The organism is Vibrio sp. 1978 (assembly GCF_033344345.1).
This window is the reverse complement of sequence record NZ_JAWPOP010000007.1, coordinates 86,674-103,114: the sequence shown is the minus strand read 5'-3', so window position 1 is coordinate 103,114 and position 16,441 is coordinate 86,674. Positions and strand designations below refer to the sequence as shown.

Here is a 16,441-nt window from a genome sequence, read left to right as displayed (position 1 = left end):
GAAGCCAAGCCTAATACTACTATTTATCCCGAATAGACAACCTTTTGTCCTTTCTGATGATTAATAGATTGGCTCATATTGTTACATTCATTCTGAATAGACTTCGCGAGTTTCTCCTCAGGAAACTCGCTTTTTTTTGCCTAAAATTCCGCTAATTAAGCCTTGATCATTTTTCCGGACTAATGAGGTAAACCTTGATCATGCTTCTTGGATTCATTCCAGTGTAATGAACGCATCAACGCAACATGTGATTCGATTAAGCTATGGGCTTGTTCCTGCCACTTGTTTTGATCACACTGCCGATTACAAAACTCTAACGCCACAACGGTGAGATGCTGAAGTCGTCTCAAACACCAATCTTTGATCAGAATATCAGTCGAGACTTGGCATGCTGCTTGTTCAAGCTTTGCACTCGTATAAAGCAAGGTTTGATATGCTTTCTGAGGGTCTTGGTAGCTTGCATGTTGAAACACGCGTAAACATCCATCCAACCAGCAAGCAATCGCTTTACTTTGAAGATCACTCAATTCGGGTCCAAACACGTCATCAGGCACCTGATATAAGATCGTTTCTAATTTTTCTACTTGATCATGTTTCCGCTGTTCGTACCACATGGCGATTTGATCTTGCCAAGTACTCAAATCCATTACGCTGCCTCAGTCCATTGTTTTACATAGTGATTTGGCCCTATTTGATCAAATTCGTCGACAATTATGCTGCTACGTTGACGAATTTCATCGGAATCTATCGAATAGTTTGGCTCATTTTTCACTAAGTTACCAAAAGGTAAGTCAGGATCAGGAACAGCAGAAATCAACAGCTTAGTATAAGGATGCTGCGGATTCTTAAGTATTGAATGAGTGTCGCCCCATTCAACGATTTGCCCTTTGTACATTACTGCGGTTTCTTCCGCTATGTAGTGCGCAGTCGCCAGATCATGAGTGATGTATAAAAAACCAATTCCCAGTTCTTGCTTCATTCGTTGCATTAAATTCAACACTCCCAAGCGAATAGAAACATCCAGCATAGACGTAGGCTCATCCGCAAGAATGATTTGCGAACCTACCGCTAGAGCCCTTGCTAAGTTTACTCGCTGACGTTGCCCACCACTGAGTTCGTGAGGGAACTTACTCAATGTCTCTTCAGGTAGTTCCACCAGCTTTAGAAGCTCTTCCAAGCGGGCTGGGATGTCGCGCTCGTTTTTGACTTGTTTATGAATTTTTAAAGGACGTGTTAGGTGATGGCGAATGGTATGAGTTGGATTGAGAGAGCCAAACGGATCTTGAAACACCATTTGTACTTTACTGCGATATTCTTGTAGAGCCGATCGTGACGTGATCTCATTTATGTCAGTGCCATTGAAAAGGATCTCGCCTTGCGTTGCTGGATAGACTTTGGTTATTAAACGAGCGCAAGTACTCTTACCGCAGCCTGACTCTCCAACCAAAGCCAAGGTTTTTCCTGCGTACAGATCAAAAGTCACTCCTTGAAGCGCACGAAAGGTTTCCTCTGTCGCTAAACCACCGCCCACTTTGAATTCTTTAATCACATTTTTCATTTGGATGATAGGCTGGCTCATGGTTACGCTCCTTGTAACTCTGGTTGTTTTTGGACGTCATGGATGTTTGGGAAAGAAGCCCATAGCTTTTGCGTGTAGGGGTGTTGAGGCTGATTGCGTATATCGTATGCTCGATTGACTTCGACGATTTCTCCGTGACGCATGATTGCAATTCGATCACATAGTTGGCTCATGAGTGCCAGGTCATGAGTGATAAAGAGGACTGAAAAACCGAACTCATCTCTAAGCTGATAAATTTGCTGTAAAATTTCTCTCTGTACCACTACATCTAATGCTGTTGTGGGTTCATCCATAATGATCAGTTTTGGATTTAGAGACAAAGCAATGGCTATCACCAACCGCTGACGCATTCCTCCTGAAAATTGATGAGGATATTCTGCTAAGCGTTCTCGAGGAATATTGACCAAGTCCAACAACTTTTCTGCTCTATCTTTTGCTTGAGCGTTAGTGAGGCCTTGATGGTGTCGTAACACATCTGCAAATTGCTCTTGTATCGTTAAGACAGGGTTGAGTGAGTTCATCGCGCTCTGGAACACCATGGCGATTTCACTCCACCTTAGAGCGGTCAGTTCAGAGTCTGAGATACTAAGGATATCTTTGCCATCAAACCATATTTTACCGCCAGAAATGAACGCTGGCGGCTTATGAAGACGATTTATTGAGAATGCGATTGTGCTTTTACCACATCCAGATTCACCGGCAAGACCAAATACTTCGCCTTTGCCGATATCAAAGCTGACGGACTTTACCGCATTAAAATCACCATTATCAGTGATGTAATCGACGCACAAATCTCGGATCTGGATGACCGGGTCATTGTGGTATGCATGACTTAAGTTAATACCATCCATATAAACACCTTACCAATCTAAAAGATAATTATTATCATTATCAGGTGTGGCGGTTTTTAGAAAGTATCAAACTATGAATCAGTGAAGTGACTCGAAAGTTAGGTGAAACAGGAAGTGGTGTAATGCGTCGTTGATAAAACTAAAGAAGAGCAGAATTGAGAGCTAGATCAGCACACTTTTCGTAGGGGGAATTACTCAAATTTAATCGTAAATTTGTCCCTTGGCAAAACTTAAATGATGAATCTATTAAGGAGTTAACGAAAGGGCGGGAGGGGTCACATTTCCCTACAGTTTTTCTTACCACCTTGTTCCGGTTTTGCTATAGATTACGCATCGAAAACATGGTGTGTTCGGAGGAAATATGTCCATTAATTCTATCGACCATGACGAGATGACCAACATCGCTCACAAATGGGAATTACCTGATGAGGAAACCGTTGTGAAGCCAGAGAAAACAGTGAAATCAGCAGAAGCCAGAAGACGCATTGAAGCGTTACGTGAGATCCGTGAAAGTGGGTTGACCATTGAAGAAGCAAGGGAGCTTGGCTTGATACACTGATCGCCTCAGGTTGGTTTAGCAACCCATAGGGTAGTCGACGGACTGCCCTTTTTATTTTTTCACTCTATTACTCTCTTATTCAAACCCTCCATTTATCTGTCTTGCGCCTCAAAAGCACGAGTTTCACACTCACGTCCCGTCCCGAAGAAGTTTGACAATCTGACCTTGTGTTACTAGATATATCAGTAGCGATATGCTTTTTGTTGATTATCGCAACCACAAAGCAAGGAGCGCAAGTATGGTTGATCAAATCCTTTTTTATGAGCCCGATGAACCCCACGGTTTTCTCTCAAATTTTTGCCATGCCCCAGTCAATATCTCCTCCCAAACTTGGCCCACCAGCGAACATTATTACCAAGCCCAAAAGTTTCTCGATGCTCAGTTGCAAAGTAAAATTCAGCACGCAAGCACCCCTGATGAAGCGTTTGCTTTAAGCCGTAAATACGAACACTTTGTCAGAAGCGATTGGGACGATATAAAGTTGGCTGTTATGGCTTTCATCGTTAGGGAAAAGTTTCTACAAAATCCACCATTAGCGCAGCAATTAATGAGAACGGGTAATGCTTGCCTAACAGAGCATTCTCATAAAGATGCCTTTTGGGGAGACGGGGGAGATGGTAAAGGAGAAAATCATCTAGGAGAGATTCTGATGAATGTTCGAGCAGAGCTGAGACATGTTGAGCCTTACAATCTCGTGAAGTTTATCGATAAAGCCAAATTGCCCACCCAGTGGGGCACATTTATGATGTACGGCTTTATTGAAGCCGCGACAAATAAAGAGCATCTTGCTCTGGTCTATGGCGAGCCAACAAAAAGTGCAGCACCACTTATTCGGTTGCATTCGGAGTGTCTTACCGGAGATGCTCTATTTAGCACGCGTTGTGACTGTGGTTTTCAGCTTAATAGAGCGCTACAAAACATCGTCAAAGAGGGATGTGGCGTGCTGCTTTATTTACGTCAAGAAGGGCGTGGAATCGGCTTGATTAATAAAATTCGTGCCTATCACCTACAAGATGATGGCGCAGATACCGTGGAAGCAAATGAGCGTTTAGGTTTTGCCGCTGATATGCGTGATTACGCGTTCTGTAAAGGAATGCTAGAGCATTTGGGGATTGACGCTGTGCGTCTAATGACGAATAACCCACGCAAGCTCGCCGCCTTAAAAGCGGTTGATATTAACGTCATTGAACGAGTGCCATTACAAGAAGGGAATAACCCAAGTAATCAACATTACCTGCAAACCAAGGCGAGTAAATTGGGGCACATGTTTGATCCTAAGTTTGTTAACCACACTAAGTAAGTGCTACAGATTTCCCAGAAACAAAAACGCCAACGTATCATCGTTGGCGTTTTTGTTAATGAGTTGATTCATTGATACTTTTGAATGATTTCATCAATTTCCCCTGAGGCTTTTAATTCAACGAGTCGTGTATTGATGTAATTTTGAGTTTCTGGTTGCATTTGAGGTGAAAAAGCCAGGTAGATTGAGTAGTCAGGAATAACCGAGCTGAAAGGCTGTATCTGAAAATTCTCTAACGGCAAATTGAGTCGCTTTAAGTTGTAAAGGACTCGGGATTCCATCTCGACAAAAGCTGTATCTCCAGGGGTTCGGCTTATCACTCGGTATGCGGCGTTGTAGTCTTTCACACGCATTTCATTGACACTGCCATTTTCAAAGAACGGTGTTAAATTTGGATAATCAAACCCCAGCAGTAATACAATAGAACGACCATGCATCGTATCCATATTTTTGAATTCTAAAGGCTTCTCGCTACTCGACACCAGTACATGTTTTACAGTGTAAATGGGCTCCTCAGATAAATTTTCCGATTGCACCTTGCCCCAGTTCGGGCTGCCATAAGTTAACCAGTTTGGCTCAGCGCCTTCTTCCAATATGGAAATCATGCGCTTAAATGGATAAGTGTGATAATTCACTTGGTAATCCGACTCCGCGAAGATAGCGCTGACGATATCGGTCACAATTCCGGAGTGCATTTGTCCCTGTTGTTCAATTTGAAATGGTCGAGCTTGTTCAGCAATGACGTAATAGTTCACTTGATTTGCGGTCACATGAGAACTTACAACAATTAAGCTAAAAGCCAATCTAAGTAGAAGTCTTTTCATCGTATCCTCGATTATTATTTGTGCGTAGCTATATTTAGAGTAGCGCAAGTTTATCGGAGCGGTTTCATATGGATGAAAAAGAGCGATCTCAACGTCGTTTTAGTATCGGCAACCAACTTATGTTGGCGGTATTAACGTTGAGTTTAATCTTTACGGTCATCATTTCTACAGTGAGCTTATATCGAGTTTTTCACGAAGATTTAGCCCATTTAGATGTTGAATTAAAGCAGGTTGAGTCTAGCTATTTATCGAGCTTTTCTGCGAGTTTGTGGGTAGAGGATAGGGAGCTGTTGCTGACACAAGCTCAAGGTGCAATGCGTATGCCCTCGGTGGACTACTTACGTATTGCTAGTGAAGACGAAGTTATCATTGAATTAGGTTCGGCGCTTTCTGAGGATGTTGTCGAGAGAAGCTGGCCGATGCAGTATCGGGTCGGCGATAAAACGTATGATCTCGCGATATTAACGGTTCAATCGGATCTTAGCGCGATATATGAAGATCTTTGGCAGCAGTTCTTTTTTCTACTTACGACAGAAGCGATCAAAATTCTTGTTCTCATCATTGGTGTTCTTTGGGTGGCGTTTCGCTTGTTGGTCAATCCGTTACAATTGCTGTCTGGTGCGGTGAGCGATTTTCGTGGCGGTACAGTGCCGAGTAAAGTGACTCTCCCTAAACGATGGTGCTTTGATGAAGTGAGTGTTTTGGCAGAGAAATACAACCGAAGTGTTGAGAAAGTGAAAGAGCACCAGACTGAGTTAGAGGCTGAACGCGATAGGGCAGAAGTCGCTAATCGTAAGAAAAGTGAGTTTCTTGCCACTATGAGTCATGAGATCCGCACACCGATGAATGGCATTATTGGTGTGTCGTCGTTGCTCAATGACACCGACCTCGATCCCCAGCAAAAAGAGTTTGTAGAGATCATTGACAGTTCTTCTCACTCACTAATGACGATCATCGACGACATTTTGGACTTCTCTAAAGTTGAAGCTGGCAAAGTAGAGCTGGAATACACGAGCTATGATCTTCGCGAGCTACTTGACGATGTCATCAGTTTACATAGTGTCAAAGCCAAGCAGAAAAACTTACAGCTGCTCAGCGATATTGATCCTCACTTGCCAATGGAAGTGCAAGGTGATGCCACACGATTGAAACAAGTTCTGAACAATTTGTTGAGCAACGCGATTAAATTTACCGAGCGCGGCCATGTGAAGCTTCTTGTAGCGTTATCTCGACTTGATGGAGAGACCGCTCATATCCGGTTTCGGGTTGTGGATTCTGGTATTGGTATTGCGAAAGAGCACCAACAAGCAATCTTCGAACGCTTCCAACAAGCTGATGGTAGTACCACCAGAAAGTATGGTGGGACAGGGCTTGGTTTGGCGATAGCTGCACAGTTGGTTAACTTGATGGGAGGGGAAATACAACTAACAAGTGAGCTTGGGCTGGGAAGCTGTTTTGAATTTTCGATTCCTGTTGCTGTAATAAATGCGCAATCGACCTATACCGACCAACTTAATGTATTAGATTTCCCGAAAGCGGAAGACAACGAAATCAGCCCTCAAGATAATGATAAACCTTGGGTATTGGTTGTTGAAGATACCATCGTCAATCAGAAGGTAGTTCGCATCATGTTAGAAAAACTGGGTGTGCGAGTGAGTGTTGCCAACCATGGCGAAGAAGCATTGCAGCTGTGTGATCAGCAGCCTTTCGATTTGATTTTTATGGACTGCCAAATGCCTGTGATGGATGGGTTTATTGCTACGGAGCGAATTCGAAAAATGGGAGAGTGGGGGAAACACGTTCCAATTATTGCGCTAAGTGCCAATGTCATTAAAGAGGATCAGCAACATTGCTTCGATGTTGGGATGAACGAGTTCGTGGCTAAACCCGTTACCAAGACTCGATTACAACAAATATTCGAACAGCATTTGCCAAAAGCACTGAAAATCAGCGCTGTGCCTAAATAGTTAACTTGAAATCGATCAAGTTAAGTGCGTTTCTATTCTGTAATTGTAACTCTGTGTGATATAGTGCCCGGCTAGTATTTAAAGTACCTTGAGGCTGTGAATGTCGTTTAATCTATCCCTATTGCCGCCTGACGAAAAAAACAAAATCGAACTGGATAAGCAGGCGTCGTTTTTGGTTTGGAAGCTCAGAGAGGCCAAATCTGGTCCTGAAGCAATAGAAGAACAGTTGTCCAAGATTAACGATGCTGATGAAAAGGCGTTTTTTCAGCAATCGGTCGAAAAGTACAAACGAGTAATGGGTGTCGCTTAACGCGAACCGTGGCAATGGTTCAATCCAATGTGACGAATGAGGTAACCTCCCTATTCCTTTGCTAAGCGAAATTGAAAAGGTTTCGCTTTTTGCTAAAATCCTTCGCATTAAATTTGAATTTAGAGAGACATCCCGATGGGAAGAAGTTTTGAAGTGCGCAAAGCCTCTATGGCGAAAACTGCAGGCGCGAAAATTAAAGTTTATTCCAAATACGGTAAAGAAATTTACATGTGCGCGAAAAACGGTGGTGGTGATCCAGACATGAACTTGTCTTTGAAACACCTGATCGCAAAAGCGAAAAAAGACCAAGTTCCTGCGCACGTTATCGATAAAGCGATCGACAAAGCGAACGGTGGCGGTGGTGAAGACTACACTCCTGCACGTTACGAAGGCTTCGGCCCTGGCGGTACTAGCGTTATCGTTGACTGTCTAACAGACAACGGCAACCGTACTTTCCAAGATGTACGCCAATGCTTTGTGAAAGTCGGTGCGAAAATTGGTGTTGAGGGCTCGGTTTCTCACATGTTCGACCACCAAGCGGTATTCCAGTTCAAAGGCGACGATGATGAAATCATCCTAGAAACGCTAATGATGGAAGACGTAGACGTTACTGACGTTGAGCTAGAAGACGGTGTTATCACTGTATTCGCACCTCACACTGAATTCTTCAAAACAAAAACTGCGCTTAACGGTGCATTCCCAGATCTAACGATCGATGTTGAAGAAATCACATTCGTTCCGCAAACTCATACGCCTGTATCGGGTGAAGATGCTGAGAAGTTCCAGAAATTCCTAGATCTTCTAGATGACTGTGATGATGTTCAGCAGGTTTACCACAACGCAGAGCTGTAATTAATTCGCTCATATCGTTGTAAAAAGGCTTCCTCAGGGAAGCCTTTTTTTGATCGCTTTTTCTCAAGCAGAGCTATGCGTTACGATATTTGGAATAACACAGCGACATGATTACACCAAAACAGATACCTTGAGTTAGCATCGCCGTGCCGCCATAGCTAAAGAAGGGAAGTGGGCTACCCATTACTGGCAACAAGCCACTCACCATGCCCGTATTGATAAAAGCATACAGAAAAAAGCTCATCGCTAATGCGCCACTTACCAGCCGACTAAAAAAGTGGTCAGACTGACATGCAAGCAACATAACGCGTGCAGTAATAAACAAGTACAATGCGAGTAAGACTAAACTGCCAACAAAGCCCCATTCTTCCGCATAGGTCGAAAAAATAAAGTCCGTATGACTTTCTGGAATAAAGCCAAGTGTTCCCTGCGTTGCATTCATCCAACCTTTGCCTTTCATACCGCCTGAGCCAATCGCAATCAAAGATTGGATGATTTGGTAGCCCGAACCCAGTGGATCGGACTCAGGGTGCAAGAACTGTGTTACACGGCTCTTTTGATAGGTTTCCATAACGAAGAACCATAAAATAGGTGTTAACGTTAAAATGCTCGCAATAAACCCGCAGATTATTTTCCAGCTCATGCCAGCCAAAAACAAAACGAACAATGCATAAATGATGGTAAAAACTGCACCGTCTAAGTCCGGTTGTAGCGCGATTAACCCAGCAGGAATCATTGTAATAAGTAAGCAAAACGCAATTTTCCGACTGTCTGGTCGACCTCCTTCAATATGCAGCATCCAGGCGATCATGATTGGAATGGAAAGTTTGATTAGCTCAGACGGTTGAAAGCGGAAGAAGCCGATATCGAGCCAACGTTGAGAGCCATTGGTGCTATCACCAAATAAAGCGACAGCAAGTAGCAGAGCAACCGCAATAATGTAGAGATATGGAGCTGAGCGCTGATAGCTGGACGCTGGAATCGAGGACATGACCAAGATACAAACTAATGTCAGTCCGCAGCGCGCCAAATGTTTGAAGAGCATCGCCTCATTAAAGCTACTGGCACTCCAGAGAGTGAGCGAACTTAACAGCATGATCGGAATGATCGCCATTAGCAGTGGCAAATCAACTCTTGGGAAATAACGCTTATTCATTTTCAACGACCTAATAACGCACCTATTTTGAGTGCGAAAACAACTAAAACTCGAAGAGTTCAAACTATTCCGATGCTAAGAATCTCGATTCGGAAACAACAGACACCATGCAAAGGTGTGTAAGAAAGGAGAGTGCGACACTGTCTGTTATGGGTAGTTGTGAGATGGATAAATACACTAGCCTCAGATTTTAAGCTAGTGTTTTTATTGTGACTGCCGTAAAAATGTAGCGTTACGAATGAGCGGAATTGTATTTTCTGTTTAAGTGAATGTCATTCATCCTCTCTCAATACCATTCACTCTGCATAACTGCCATTGGTCGCATGCAAAAGCAGCGTGCGACCTTCTCCCTTAATCTGAAACCATCAAATCACGTTCAACTAAGGACAGTACATGATGGTTTCTCAATCTCGCTCAATCAAAGCTCTTAAACTGGCAAGTACGTTTATCGCCGCATTTGCACTTAGCAGCAATCTGGCTCTGGCTAATCCAAGTGAGCGCACACTCAGTCAATTCAACCAAGCAGCGCAAGGTGACTCTGGCTTAGTTGATACCGTTTACGGCGAATTATCCAAACAACTCGAAGAGCAAGGCGCAACGCCGGTGACCTTGGTTTACTTGGGCAGTGCGGAGACGTTGCAAGGTCGTGAGGCGTTTATGCCTTGGAACAAGATGAAGTTCACCGAGCGCGGTCTTGCCACTATCCAAAAAGGTTTGGATTTAATGGCGAATCAGCCAGTTCCACTGCAAGAGCAACAGCGCTTACAAGGCTTGCCGGAATACCAATTAGCCACCGCCATGGCAGCTACTACGTTTACCTCTCTGCCAGACATGTTCAATCACTTTGAGCGTGGCTACGAGCTGTACCTTTCTCTGCTCGATGAACCGAGTTTTAGTCAGCAACCTTTCGCCGCAACGTCTTGGATTTATCGCTACGCCATTGAAGCAGCACTAAGAGCTGAAGATGTTCAACAAGCCAAAACATGGTTGGCGCAAATGGAGCAGTTAGGTGATAGCAATCTAGAAACGCAAACCGCAAAAGCGTTGTTAGCGAAATATTAGGGAGGCGCCATGATCGTATTTAATCAACTTAGCCGTGATTACGCCCTTGGTAGCCAAACGGTACGTGCATTGCGAGACGTGTCTGGTGAAGTGTTTTCCGGCGAAATGGTGGCATTATGCGGACCGTCTGGCTCAGGCAAAAGCACCTTACTTAACGTGCTTGGCATGCTGGATACTCAATACCAAGGTCAGGTGACATTTGCAGGCAGCCCATACCCAACCGGACAAATGCAAGCGGCGAAAATGCGCCGCGAAAAGCTTGGCTTTGTGTTCCAAAAATTCAATCTTGTGCCCGTGATGACGGCGCTAGAGAACGTGGCGTATCCGCTGCATCTCAACGGCTTTTCAAAAGCAGAACAAACCGAGCTCGCCACACAAATGCTAGAACACGTTGGCTTGGGCGAGTTTATTCATCACATGCCCGATAACTTGTCGGGAGGTCAGCAGCAGCGTGTGGCAATTGCTCGTGCGTTAGTACACAAACCGGCGTTGGTGATTGCCGATGAACCCACTGCAAGCCTTGATAGCCAAACTGCCAATAAGGTCATCGATATCATGAAAGGGCTCGGACACGAGCTTGGCACCACTTTTATCGTCGCCACACACGACCCTCGTATGGCATCTCGCTGCGATCGAACCATTGAGTTGGTGGATGGCAAAATCACCCAAACGCACGCAAGTGTGGAGGAGGTTTCATGGGCAAGCTAATTCCCGTTTCGGTTCGCCTTGCTTGGTTGAACCTGCAACGCAATCGCCGTCGCAGTTTGTTGTCGATGTTGATCATTGCCATTGCCGTGTTTGCGTTAACCAGTGCGGGCGGTTTTGGTCTGTACACCTACGACAGTTTGAAAGAGTCGACAGCGCGTGACACGGGGCATCTGACGTTAACCACACCGGGTTACTTCGCCAAAGAAGAAGAGATGCCACTGAGTAACGGTTTAACTCATGCAGACGACATTACCAAGCAATTGATTGGGTTGAATGAAGTGCGAGGTGTGCAACCACGAGTTGAGTTCAGTGGTTTGATTTCCAACGGTAACAAATCATCTATCTTTATTGGCATTGGCGTGAACGAACGTGAATTCGATATGAAAGGACCGTTTTTGGATGTGCGCGAAGGGCAGACGCTGTCCAACATTCATGCATCGCGTTATGACCCAGCGGAGCCAGAAGTGATGCTCGGTGTTGATTTGGCGAACAACCTAAGCGTGCACGTTGGCGACTGGATTACCTTGCTGGCGACCACTACCGACGGCGCATTGAACGCGTATGACTTCAAAGTTCGTGGCATCTATTCAACAGGCGTGCCTGAGCTTGATAAACGCCAGCTTTACGTGCACATCAACAGCGCACAATCGTTGTTGGGCTCAGACAAAGTCAGCGCGTTATCGGTCTTCCTGTTCGACACCAGTTTAACGAGCCAAGTCGAGCAACAAGTGGCTTCGGTTCTGAGTAAGCAAAAGCAGAACTTTGGCGAGCAAGATATTGAGATCACGCCTTGGCAAGAACGTGCGTTCTTCTATCTCAAAGTGAAAGATTTGTACGACCGTATCTTCGGCATCATGGGCGCAGTAATGGCACTGGTGGTATTTGTCGCGCTGTTTAACACCATGACCATGTCGGTCACGGAACGCACCCGTGAAATCGGCACCTTGTCAGCACTTGGTAGCTACCCTCGCGAAATCATTGCTGGGTTCTTGCGCGAAGCAGGGTTGCTTGCGGTTATTGGCAGCTTAATTGGCGCTTTGTTTACTGGGTTAGTTACCGTCTTACTGATGGTCGTGGATGTGCAAATGCCGCCACCGCCAGGACGCACAGAAGGTTACCCATTAACGATTTACTTCTCTTGGGAGCTGGTGGCTGTCGCAGGATTCGCAGTATTGATGATTTGTTTGGTTGCGGCGTTTTTCTCGGCGCGCAAAGGGGTGAACAAGCCAATTACGGAGGCACTGATTTATGTTTAATTTCAAATCACTATTACCAATTGCATTGCTGACGGCAAGCGGCGTTGTAAGCATGAATGCCAGTGCGAATGAAACAGCGTTAGATGCACAGCAAGTCGCGCAATTGATTGAAAAAGCCGACAGCTACCGCTTGCAAGATGATTCCTCCAAAGTGGTGTCACTGGTGCGCTTATATCAAGACCAAGAATTAGATAAAACTCGCCTTTACCACGTGTACACGCGTCCAAATCGTGAATCGCTGGTGGTATTCAAATCGGCGGTTGAAGCAGGGCAAAAGATGTTGATGATGGGCGACAACTATTGGCTACAAATGCCGAAGAGCCGCCGTCCGATTCGCATTACGCCAATGCAAAAGCTGCTTGGTGAAGCGTCTATCGGCGACATCTCAACGCTGACGTGGAGCCAAGATTATCAAGGTGAATGGAAAGCGACAGAAACCGTTTCGGTAAACGGGGAAAGTGTCGCGGCTTATCACCTTGCTTTAACCGCGAAAACCAAAGGGGCGAGCTATCAGAAGATCGACTTGTGGTTGTCTGAGCAAGATGCGTTTCCAATTAAAGCTGATCTTTACTTGCGCTCTGGCAAACTCGCCAAGCAAGCGCAATACGGACGTGCAACTGACAACGGTGAAGACTACGTCAGTGAGATGACCTTGCTCGATAGCATTCAGCCGAGCAAAAAGACCGTTATCGAGTATCAAGAAATCGTGCCTTGGCAACTGGATAACAAGTTCTACAACCCAAGCTATCTGCCTAAAGCCAATACGACTCAGCTTTAGCCTGAACTCCGTAAATAGAACCATGAAAACGAGCAAGGAAGTTACATGAAATCGCACCAGCCTAACCTTAACAAAAGCACCAGTTTGTTGATTGCTGCCTCATTGTGTGTGGGCGCGTCAGCCCCTGCTTTTGCCAATGATGAACTGAGTTTTGAGTGGGATTGGGCTGTCAGTTACGAAACGGTCAAGCAGCGTGATAGCGCATTTATGCAGGCGCAGAGCAGTTCTCGTGATTCACTTAATGCACTGTTGGATGTGCAGGTGAATTATCAGAACTTCAGTGGTTTGTTCGCTCTGTATAGCCAAGGTTTGTACCTCAATCAACAAGGTGAGAGTGACTGGTGGAGTGAAGCTGATAACCAGTTGCTGATTAGAGAGCTGGCTTGGCTAGGGGAATGGCAAGTCGGTGATACCACTCTGGATGTGAGTTTAGGTAAGTTGCGTGTGGATTGGGGCGTCGGTTATGGCTACCGACCTTTGGATCTGTTTAAGCCTTATCGACAAAACCCTGTTGGCTTAGTCGCAGAAGAGGGGGCGGGTGTGTTTTCACTTTCACACTATGATATGGCCGGCGAGTGGACCGTCATTGCGACCGATTCAAGCTGGGGGCAACAAAACCAAAGTGCACTTGATCAAGCCGCAGAGCAACAAGGTATTGGTATTCGTCGTTATGCGCTGGTGGGTGACACAGAATATCAGCTGATTGGTTATTACGATGATGTGCGCCGAGGTTTGCTTGGCGCCAGTGCCATTGCGGTGTGGGATGAATCCATCGCCATGCACGGAGCAATGCTGTGGCAAAAGCAAAGTGTCGGCTATCAGTTTCAGCAGGATGATCTCTACCAACCTGTTTCGGTTGAGGAGCAGGGCTGCGCATTCCAAGCCTTAGTTGGGGTGAACTGGGCAAACCAAGCCGGACACAACGTGATTGCTGAATATTGGTACGACAGCCGAGCATGGTCGAAAAGCGAATGGCAACAAGCAATAGAGCGTGGCGAATTACTCTCTCAGATCCCTGAACCTAACAACTCTCTGTTGGCTAGCAGCGCTCTACTTGCGACAAGCTATGCCCAAGGGTTTCAGCATGCCAATATCGTTCAGCATAACGTAATGCTGCACTGGAGTTGGGATGTGGAAGCGTGGGCTGCATGGAACGGTAAAGCGGATATGGGCTGGCTAAGTGATGTAACCCCTACGTTGGATGTGATGTTGTCGCCACAAGATGGTGGTGTGATTATCACGCAGTGGCTTAACTACCAATGGATTGATAATGGTGATCAAAGTGTAGAAGTGGAAGTTGCCGCACGCTTTTTAACCGGAGACGACCAATCTGCTTACGCACAAATCAATGATAAGCATATGATTGTATTTAACATCAAAGGGAAATTCTAAATGTGTTCAGCAAAATCAGTGGTGAAAAGTGGATGGCCGCGTAGCTTATTAGTGACCACGGCATTTTGTCTCTTTATCGCAGCAATGACGCTCTCGGTTTGGGGCGGTCCATTTTACATTCATGTGGCGGTTAGCTTTGGATTTGGCTATTCGGCTATCTTCTTCTCATGGTTGATTGACCGTTTATTTCCAACCATCCCACGTATAATAGAAGTGGTGTGTTCGCTTGTTGCCTGTTTATTGTTTGGGGTGATTAATGCGCAATTTTGGCTCGGAGAGTATTTTGGTATCTCCGATATGATCCCTGTTGGCTTAATGGGATTACTGTTTAGCGGTATGTGTTATTTCTATTTTTACTCGCGTGAGAAAGAGGCGGTTGCTCAACGAGAGTTGGAAGCCATCAAGCGCGAGAAAGCAGAGCAAGATCGTGCGCTCTTGCTGAGTCAGCTTAAGCAGATGCAAAGCCAGATTGAACCGCATTTTCTATTCAATACCTTGGCGAATATCAGCGCGCTCATGTCGCAAGATGTCGATAAAGCCAAGCTGATGCTAGAACAGTTGACCGCGCTGCTGCGAGCAACGCTAAAAAGCTCACGCGAAGAACACACCACCATAGACAATGAAACGGCGTTACTTGAGGCTTACTTAAGCATCCAACAAACCCGTTTGGGTGACCGACTCAGCTACAAGATTGAGGTTGAAGAGGGACTAGGCAGAACCGAGTTACCGCCGATGATGCTCCAACCTTTAATCGAAAACGCCATCATCCATGGTATTGAACCGAAGCGAGAAGGTGGCGAAGTCAGCTTACTCATTAAGCGCGAACAACAGAACTTGAAGATTGAAGTCAGAGACACAGGTGTTGGCTTGAATCACGTGAGTGGGCACATGGGGTCTGGCGTGGGTCTAAGTAATCTCAAGCAGCGAGTTGAAGCTTTGTTCGCAGGTCAAGGAGAGGTTTCTATCAGTGAGTCTGCTCAGGGTGGCGTTTGTGTTCGCTTGCGCTGGCCAATGGAATCGTAATCAAGGAAGAAAGGAATGAATACAGGGTTTACTGCCATTATTGCTGATGATGAACCGTTATTGAGGCGTCATCTTGATAAAAGCCTAGCTGAAGTGTGGCCAGAGCTAGAGGTGATAGCCAAAGTCGCCGATGGTGAACAAGCGTTGCAAGCCATTGAGCAAAGTCAACCTGATATTGCGTTTCTCGATATTCGTATGCCAGTTTTGGATGGTATGACATTAGCGCAAAAACTCAATCAACTCGCCAATCCACCTTTGATTGTGTTTGTCACAGCGTACGATGATTACGCCATCAAAGCTTTTGAGCAAAATGCCGCCGATTATTTGCTCAAGCCTATCTCGGATGAGCGCCTCCTGACGACGTGTGAAAGAGTGAAAGCACGCCTTGCTAAGCGAGAGCAAGAAAGCAGTAATGTGCAGATGAGCAGCCTGTTAGAGCAGTTGCAGCAATTATCCGCGCCACAAACGCCGCAATATCTTCAGTGGATCAAAGCGACGCAAGGGGAAGACATTCATCTGATCGCCACGTCTGATGTGTTGTATTTCAAAGCGGAAGAAAAATACGTTTCTGTGTATGCCCAACAAGGACAAGGCAAAGTGCAGGAGTATTTGATTCGCACATCGTTGAAAGAGTTGATAGGGCAGCTTAACCCAGAACAGTTCTGGCAAGTACACCGTTCAAGCGTTGTGCAAGTGTGCAAAATTAGCAAAGTAAACAAAGACTTTGCTGGAAGAATGTTTGTTCACGTTGGAGAAACTAAGCTTCCGGTGAGTCGTGCATCTCAAAGTTTGTTCAAAGGGATGTAATCGCTAGAACTGCTCAC

17 protein-coding genes are annotated in these 16,441 nt (G+C 45.5%); 12 read left to right on the top strand and 5 right to left on the bottom strand.

Annotated elements, in window-relative coordinates:
- Positions 1 to 179 precede the first annotated feature (179 nt).
- From R8N49_RS09380 to R8N49_RS09370, 3 genes are read right to left on the bottom strand one after another with little or no spacing between them, the layout of a single operon-like run.
- The gene (locus R8N49_RS09380; protein ID WP_186585560.1) at positions 180 to 647 is read right to left on the bottom strand and encodes a transcriptional regulator; all 468 of its coding nucleotides are present in this window, start codon (positions 645 to 647) and stop codon (positions 180 to 182) included.
- Entirely contained in the window at positions 647 to 1,579 is a 933-nt protein-coding gene (locus R8N49_RS09375) for an ATP-binding cassette domain-containing protein (RefSeq protein WP_186585559.1), read from the bottom strand. The genes R8N49_RS09380 and R8N49_RS09375 overlap by 1 nt, the downstream gene beginning before the upstream one ends.
- A gap of 2 nt (positions 1,580 to 1,581) precedes the next feature.
- Positions 1,582 to 2,430 carry an ABC transporter ATP-binding protein gene (locus R8N49_RS09370; protein ID WP_186585558.1) on the bottom strand — a complete coding sequence of 283 codons (849 nt, stop codon included), beginning with the start codon at positions 2,428 to 2,430 and terminating at the stop codon, positions 1,582 to 1,584.
- A 361-nt stretch (positions 2,431 to 2,791) separates the two neighbouring features.
- Between R8N49_RS09370 and R8N49_RS09365 the strand changes: the two genes are divergently transcribed.
- Entirely contained in the window at positions 2,792 to 2,989 is a 198-nt protein-coding gene (locus R8N49_RS09365; RefSeq protein ID WP_005374493.1) for a PA3496 family putative envelope integrity protein, read from the top strand.
- 238 nt (positions 2,990 to 3,227) lie between these two features.
- Complete coding sequence (ribA, locus tag R8N49_RS09360) at positions 3,228 to 4,289, top strand: GTP cyclohydrolase II (RefSeq protein WP_017635221.1); 1,062 nt, start codon at positions 3,228 to 3,230, stop codon at positions 4,287 to 4,289.
- 68 nt (positions 4,290 to 4,357) lie between these two features.
- Here ribA and R8N49_RS09355 read toward each other — a convergent pair whose 3' ends face one another.
- The gene (locus R8N49_RS09355) at positions 4,358 to 5,113 is read right to left on the bottom strand and encodes a substrate-binding periplasmic protein (RefSeq protein ID WP_005374490.1); all 756 of its coding nucleotides are present in this window, start codon (positions 5,111 to 5,113) and stop codon (positions 4,358 to 4,360) included.
- 68 nt (positions 5,114 to 5,181) lie between these two features.
- Between R8N49_RS09355 and R8N49_RS09350 the strand changes: the two genes are divergently transcribed.
- The 3 genes from R8N49_RS09350 (at position 5,182) to R8N49_RS09340 (ending at position 8,242) form a co-directional block, all read left to right on the top strand.
- Positions 5,182 to 7,080 carry an ATP-binding protein gene (locus R8N49_RS09350; protein ID WP_017633805.1) on the top strand — a complete coding sequence of 633 codons (1,899 nt, stop codon included), beginning with the start codon at positions 5,182 to 5,184 and terminating at the stop codon, positions 7,078 to 7,080.
- Between the two features lie 100 nt (positions 7,081 to 7,180).
- A complete protein-coding gene (locus R8N49_RS09345; protein ID WP_005374484.1) occupies positions 7,181 to 7,390 on the top strand; it encodes a DUF3283 family protein in 210 nt (69 codons plus the stop codon).
- A 135-nt stretch (positions 7,391 to 7,525) separates the two neighbouring features.
- On the top strand, positions 7,526 to 8,242 hold the full coding sequence (locus R8N49_RS09340; RefSeq protein WP_005374482.1) for a YebC/PmpR family DNA-binding transcriptional regulator: 717 nt from the start codon (positions 7,526 to 7,528) through the stop codon (positions 8,240 to 8,242).
- A gap of 73 nt (positions 8,243 to 8,315) precedes the next feature.
- Here the strand turns inward: R8N49_RS09340 and rodA are convergent, their stop codons facing one another.
- Positions 8,316 to 9,398, bottom strand: a complete 1,083-nt coding sequence (gene rodA, locus R8N49_RS09335) for a rod shape-determining protein RodA (protein ID WP_186585557.1) — start codon at positions 9,396 to 9,398, stop codon at positions 8,316 to 8,318.
- A 393-nt stretch (positions 9,399 to 9,791) separates the two neighbouring features.
- Here rodA and R8N49_RS09330 point away from each other — a divergent pair, with 393 nt between their 5' ends.
- The 7 genes from R8N49_RS09330 to R8N49_RS09300 are packed head-to-tail and all read left to right on the top strand — an operon-like array spanning position 9,792 to position 16,424.
- Complete coding sequence (locus tag R8N49_RS09330; RefSeq protein ID WP_017189795.1) at positions 9,792 to 10,460, top strand: hypothetical protein; 669 nt, start codon at positions 9,792 to 9,794, stop codon at positions 10,458 to 10,460.
- Positions 10,461 to 10,469: 9 nt separating this feature from the next.
- The gene (locus tag R8N49_RS09325) at positions 10,470 to 11,168 is read left to right on the top strand and encodes an ABC transporter ATP-binding protein (protein ID WP_005383201.1); all 699 of its coding nucleotides are present in this window, start codon (positions 10,470 to 10,472) and stop codon (positions 11,166 to 11,168) included.
- A complete protein-coding gene (locus R8N49_RS09320; protein WP_258490011.1) occupies positions 11,156 to 12,424 on the top strand; it encodes an ABC transporter permease in 1,269 nt (422 codons plus the stop codon). The genes R8N49_RS09325 and R8N49_RS09320 overlap by 13 nt, the downstream gene beginning before the upstream one ends.
- Positions 12,417 to 13,202 carry an outer membrane lipoprotein-sorting protein gene (locus tag R8N49_RS09315; RefSeq protein ID WP_191116174.1) on the top strand — a complete coding sequence of 262 codons (786 nt, stop codon included), beginning with the start codon at positions 12,417 to 12,419 and terminating at the stop codon, positions 13,200 to 13,202. Before R8N49_RS09320 ends, R8N49_RS09315 begins: the two co-directional genes overlap by 8 nt.
- A gap of 45 nt (positions 13,203 to 13,247) precedes the next feature.
- On the top strand, positions 13,248 to 14,594 hold the full coding sequence (locus R8N49_RS09310; RefSeq protein WP_258490010.1) for a hypothetical protein: 1,347 nt from the start codon (positions 13,248 to 13,250) through the stop codon (positions 14,592 to 14,594).
- Complete coding sequence (locus tag R8N49_RS09305; RefSeq protein WP_258490009.1) at positions 14,595 to 15,617, top strand: sensor histidine kinase; 1,023 nt, start codon at positions 14,595 to 14,597, stop codon at positions 15,615 to 15,617. It begins immediately after the preceding gene.
- 15 nt (positions 15,618 to 15,632) lie between these two features.
- On the top strand, positions 15,633 to 16,424 hold the full coding sequence (locus tag R8N49_RS09300) for a LytR/AlgR family response regulator transcription factor (protein ID WP_053303980.1): 792 nt from the start codon (positions 15,633 to 15,635) through the stop codon (positions 16,422 to 16,424).
- Positions 16,425 to 16,441: the final 17 nt, after the last annotated feature.